Below are 5,032 nucleotides of genomic sequence, written 5' to 3'. Positions count from 1 at the left end.
GTACAGACGGGGTCAGCTGGGTCTGGCCCCTGTAGGCTGTCGTAGACGGTAGCGAGATCGGCGAGCGATCGCGCCATTGGCCCCACGTGATCCAAACTACTTGAGAATAAGAACGCTCCAGCCCGCGATAGCCGCCCGTAGGTGGGCTTCAGCCCATACACCCCGCACAGCGAGGCGGGCACGCGAATTGAGCCATTGGTATCTGAGCCCAGGCTAAAGGGCACTAGCCCCGCCGCCACCGCCGCCGCCGACCCACCTGAAGATCCGCCCGCCATCCGGCTGGGGTCGTGGGGGTTGGGCGTAGTGCCAAAGTGGGCGTTGATGGTGACAAAGCCGTAGGCGTACTCATCCATATTCAGCGCGCCGACCAGTACTGCCCCGGCCTGCTGTAGACGAGCGATCGCAGTAGCATCCTGCACCGCTGGGGGATTGCTCTGGTTGAGCTTGGCCCCCGCCAGGGTAGTGATGCCCTCAATGTCGAATAGGTTTTTGACCGCAAAGGGGACTCCCGCCAAGGGGCCAGGATCTTGGCCAGCGTCGATCGCGCTGTCGATCGCCTGGGCCTGCGATCGCGCCCGGTCTGCCGTCACCTCGGTAAAACAGTTCACCGATGGGTTGCGAGTGGCAATATCGGCCAAAGCCGCATCCACTACCGTCGAGGCAGACAGTTTACCGGCTTTAACGACAGCGGCTAGGGCCAAGGCATCGGGCGGTTTAGTCATGGCTCAAAGGTGGCGGCGCTTTCTAGGCTGTCAGGCAAAGGAAAGGTCAGAACGGGCTGGGCAATATCCCAAACATGCTCCACATTCGCTACTACCCCCGGCTTAATCTCGTCGGGAATAGTGAGTTCTAGAATCTTTGCCATTGCCTCTACATAAGCCGTGAAATCTACAGAGTTAGATGGTTCAGCACCCATACGCTTAGCTACACCAGTAGGTACCTTTCTACCATCTCGCCTCCTTACCAGAAGGGCAAGGGCTCCCTCCGCCTACCGCTGATCGGCACCCAATCCGCTCAGCGCATTTGAGCTAAACAGCCCTTCCGCCTCTTGCTTGATCGCGGCGTACTGATCGATTACCGGCTGCACCGCTGCCTCTTCGCGCTCCACGTAATCATAGAACTGGGTGAAAATGCGCTCGACTTCTTCGTAGATAATCCCCAGCTTTTCGTTCAGGCGGCTGGCCACTTCTTCTTGAAAGCGGTCTTTTTCACTGTCGAGGGCGTGCTCAAACTTGGCGATGATGCGGTTGCGCTGCCACAAAATGCCGATCGCCAGCACGATTACCCCCACCCCGGCAAAGGCAATGCCGATCGCACTCAAGATGGCTTCGGCCACCGCAAACTCAATAATGTGCAGAATAGTGCCTGCTACCGCCATCACCGCGCCGCCGACAATCTCGTTGGCCATATCGCCCGCCTGGGTCACCAGCACATCGCCAAAGCCTTGGTCGGCCATCAGGTTGTTGACCTTGGCCTGCACGCTGTCGATTACCTCCTGGCGGCGCTCCAGCACCTTGAGCGAAATGTGGCTGCTCTCCACCCGGTGGGTCTTGACGCTCTCCAGGTCTTGATTCAGCCCGTCAAAGAGCTGGCGAATGCCGTCGACAAAGTGCTGCGCTCCCTCTCGGGAAACCTCTTCGAGCGATTCGCGCAGGTCGCGGGCACAGCGATCCTGAAAGTCGTCAATCCAGGCCCGCATGGAGGCATCCTGGTTAAAAATACCGACGAACGATCGCCGCACCACCATGGGTACCGTCAGGCTCTCACGAAAGTCGCGCTTGATGCGGGCTGAAATTACCTCGTAGCGGGCGGCCAGGCGATCGGCCAGGGTGTTGACCTCGTAGCGCGATCGCGCCCGCCCGGCATCAATTTTGCTGCGAATGCTCTGGGCGGTGGCGCGATCGCTGGCCAGCTGACGGTTTAGCCCCTCTACATCGCCATTCAGCAGGTCGATAATTTGCTGAGTAGTCTGGCTTACCGATCGCAGCTTTATCTTGTAGCTCTCCCCCGACGACACCATCGCCTGAATGTACTGGCGCACGGGCTCAAAACCGCTGTTCGCCGTGTCACCCTCCTGCTCCAGTGCCGCAGAGGTGGGAAAGATGATCGGGGCTTTGATCTGCTTTTGGTAGGCGTATTCCTTCACCCGCTCCACGTTGGTTTGCAGGTCGGCGGGGCGCAGCAGATCGGCCTGCTGCAAAATAAACACTACTTTCTTGCGCCACTCAGCACTGACAAAATCGAGAAAATCCCAGGCGCTTTTTTGGTACGGGTTCTTGGCAAACAGCACAAAAAAGGTCAGGTCGCTATTGGGAATGTAGCGCTCGGTGATGATCTGGTGCTCGGCAATCACCGTGTTGGTGCCCGGCGTATCCACAATGGAAATGTCTTGCAGAATCGGGATCGGTCGGCCTATTTTGCGCAGGCTGGGCTCTACCTGCTCGACAAACTCTTGCTCGGCGTAGACAATCTGCTGAATTGAGTCGGTGCAGGGCTCAATGTCGGTGGCGCACACCTCGGCATCGAGCAGGGCGTTGACAAAGCTGCTTTTGCCCGCCTTGACCTCACCCACCACCACAAACAAAAACGGCTCGTTGATATTGCGGCGCAGGTTATGGGTGGTGCGCTGCAGGTTGGGGTTGTTGATGTCGTTGGCCAGGGTTTGCACCCGCTCTAGCAGGCGATCGAGGTCGTCTCGATAGGCGTGGAGCGTTTTGTCGATAATTTGGCTGGCCACTGCATATCTCCTTAAACCTAGCTAGGCCACGCTGGCCTGACCTTCAGTATCGCACGGTCAGAATTTTGGGCTGTCTTCCGTTTGGGTGGCATCCGCCCTCTGGGGTGTCGGACGAAGACTTAGTTTTGGAGGTAAGAAGCTTCAGCCCGAAAAGATCCACCTTGAGGCATCAGACTTTAGTGGAAGGATGACCTCGTGAATTGCCATTCTACAGGGTAATTTCTGGAGCAAAAAGGCTCTGTAATCGCAACAACTGACCGCCGCCTAAATAAAGCAAATCGCCCTTACCCAGCAGGTTAACGGCGTCTCCCTGCTTACCGCCCAAGACGATTGAAGAATCTGCCTCACTGGCTGTTTTCAACGCTACTCGACCCGGCAAGTTTGAGCGAATTAGGGGAGTAACAACCTGAGCATCTGGGCGTTGGGTAGCGATGATCAAATGAATACCAGCAGCACGAGCCATTGCGCCTAGCCGCTTAATACTTTGCTCAATAGCCGAGCGGCTTTCTTTCTCCGCCATAAAGTCAGCGTACTCGTCAAATATGCATACAATTCGAGATAACGGACTACTCGCTTGCTGATTGTAGCGAGTGAGATCAGCACAGCGAGTTTTTTCAAACCGGCGGTAGCGCTGATCCATTTCGTCCATTAGGGAATTCATCAGGGCGATCGCCCCTTCTGTATCTTTGACAATTGGCTGTAGAAGCCAGGGAATATCTTCAAATTCGGGAAAGGTGACTCGCTTGGGGTCTACCAGGGCAATTTGTAGATGCTCTGGAGAATGACGCTTTAGTAAGCTGAGCAGGAGCGATCGCAAAAATTCGCTTTTACCGCTACCAGTCGTACCACCCACCAAAAAATGACAGGTATTAGGATCGGATAGATCTGCTTCGATCAGATCACCCTCCAGGTTAACTCCAATAGCAATCTTAATTGGATCTGTCGGTGGCAAAGTCTGATGCTGAATATAGCGGCACAATCCTTTAGGGTCGTAGCGCAACGCTTTGAGCAGGGAACGGGTGCCTTTGGTCAAATATCTCTCACCCCGTCGTCGCATTCTATTGCGGAAGCAATCAGCACACACTAGGGCATGGGTTGCACTGGCAATCTACTGGTCTTGTTAAAGCTTGCGTTAAACCTTACTCAAGCTGTTGCCATGCCTCCCCTCGATATCCGGCGTTTTTGATCAGGGGTCAGGTGCCTTTGGTGCTGTGACTGATAACGTCATGGCTATAGAAGGCACCTGACCCCTTAGAGGTCTTAATCTACCTGTCGATCGCGCCTCAGCAGACTGAACACCTCGCCTTGCTCTGGGGTAATCAAAATCCCGGACGGTGGAATTGTTACGAACTGGCTCCACTCGCGCTGCTCGGCGTACCTGAGTAAATGCAGGTAGTTAATCGCCCCTCGCACCCCCTCAGTTGTGCCAATTACTAGGTGGCGCAATCGCTCTGGCCGAGGGCTGGGGTTTGCAAGGCGTAGGGGATCGAGACCTCCGAGTTCTTGAAGAACTCGGAGGTCTTGGTGGGTAAAACACAACATAATCGGGTTCCTTTCCGGTGAAACGACGGGGAAGAAACCCAAAAACTTGGCCGCCCCAGACATGTGCAGTTCAGGGCGGCCAGGTATGATCAACCTTAGCCTCCGAGACTGGTAGCTCAGTCGACGGGGTTAGCCGCTGGTTGGTGTTGGAAGCACCTTCCAGCGGCGTTAGACCAAATTTTTGGGAAGCTCAGACTGCACGCACACAGCCATAGCTCAGTAACTTACTGCATTCAAGCCCTCAAATCAAGTCAAAATTGCTACCTGTCGAGAAGTCTGTCGAGTTTTCCCTAATTCTCTACTATTGTTCTATGACCGCTTAGCTCTGGGAGTCTTTTCTATGACTCAGACTTCATCGTCGCTGGTACTTGGCGTTGACGAATTTTTGACCCGCTATGGCGATAACCCGCGCTACGAACTGGCCGACGGAGAGCTGATCGATATGGAACCTACCGGCCTCCACGAAACCACTGCCGGGAAAGTCGCCAGCCAGCTCAGCATTGAAATCGATCGCCAGGGCCATCCGTGGATTATTCCTCGCACCTGTTTGCTGCGACCGTTTGCCGATGTTGCCACGGCTCGCCGCCCAGATGTGGTGGTGCTTGATGAACCGGCCCTGGTGCATGAGCCGCTGTGGGAACGAGAACCTGTGATTACCCTGGGCACTTCGGTAAAGCTGGTAGTGGAGGTAGTGAGCACTAACTGGGAAACGGACTATGCCCGCAAGGTGGAAGAGTATGCCCTGTTTGGCAT

General features: G+C 55.5%; 5 protein-coding genes and 1 pseudogene. 1 reads left to right on the top strand and 5 read right to left on the bottom strand.

What is annotated here, in order from left to right; all coding sequences use genetic code 11:
- The 5 genes and pseudogenes from IQ273_RS30215 to IQ273_RS30195 form a co-directional block, all read right to left on the bottom strand.
- Positions 1-722, bottom strand: a 722-nt coding sequence (locus tag IQ273_RS30215) for an amidase family protein (RefSeq protein WP_255534756.1), incomplete at its 3' end; no start/stop codon positions are given.
- Positions 719-865, bottom strand: coding sequence for a DUF4089 domain-containing protein (locus IQ273_RS30210; protein WP_228054179.1), 147 nt, complete (start codon positions 863-865; stop codon positions 719-721). The genes IQ273_RS30210 and IQ273_RS30215, both read right to left, overlap by 4 nt.
- A gap of 123 nt (positions 866-988) precedes the next feature.
- Positions 989-2,737 carry a dynamin family protein gene (locus IQ273_RS30205; protein WP_194026794.1) on the bottom strand — a complete coding sequence of 583 codons (1,749 nt, stop codon included), beginning with the start codon at positions 2,735-2,737 and terminating at the stop codon, positions 989-991.
- Between the two features lie 208 nt (positions 2,738-2,945).
- Positions 2,946-3,707 (bottom strand): annotated as a pseudogene (locus IQ273_RS30200) (FtsK/SpoIIIE domain-containing protein); the annotation flags it as partial.
- Positions 3,708-3,997: 290 nt separating this feature from the next.
- On the bottom strand, positions 3,998-4,279 hold the full coding sequence (locus IQ273_RS30195; RefSeq protein WP_194026793.1) for a hypothetical protein: 282 nt from the start codon (positions 4,277-4,279) through the stop codon (positions 3,998-4,000).
- A gap of 340 nt (positions 4,280-4,619) precedes the next feature.
- On the opposite strand from IQ273_RS30195, the gene IQ273_RS30190 reads away from it, so the two are divergent.
- The coding region (locus tag IQ273_RS30190; RefSeq protein ID WP_194026792.1) for a Uma2 family endonuclease at positions 4,620-5,032 on the top strand (413 nt) is incomplete at its 3' end.

This window comes from Nodosilinea sp. LEGE 07298 (genome assembly GCF_015207265.1).
In the GTDB taxonomy this organism is placed as follows: Bacteria; Cyanobacteriota; Cyanobacteriia; order Phormidesmidales; family Phormidesmidaceae; genus Nodosilinea.
Note: the sequence above shows the minus strand (reverse complement) of the source record. Positions and strands in the feature narration are given on the sequence as shown.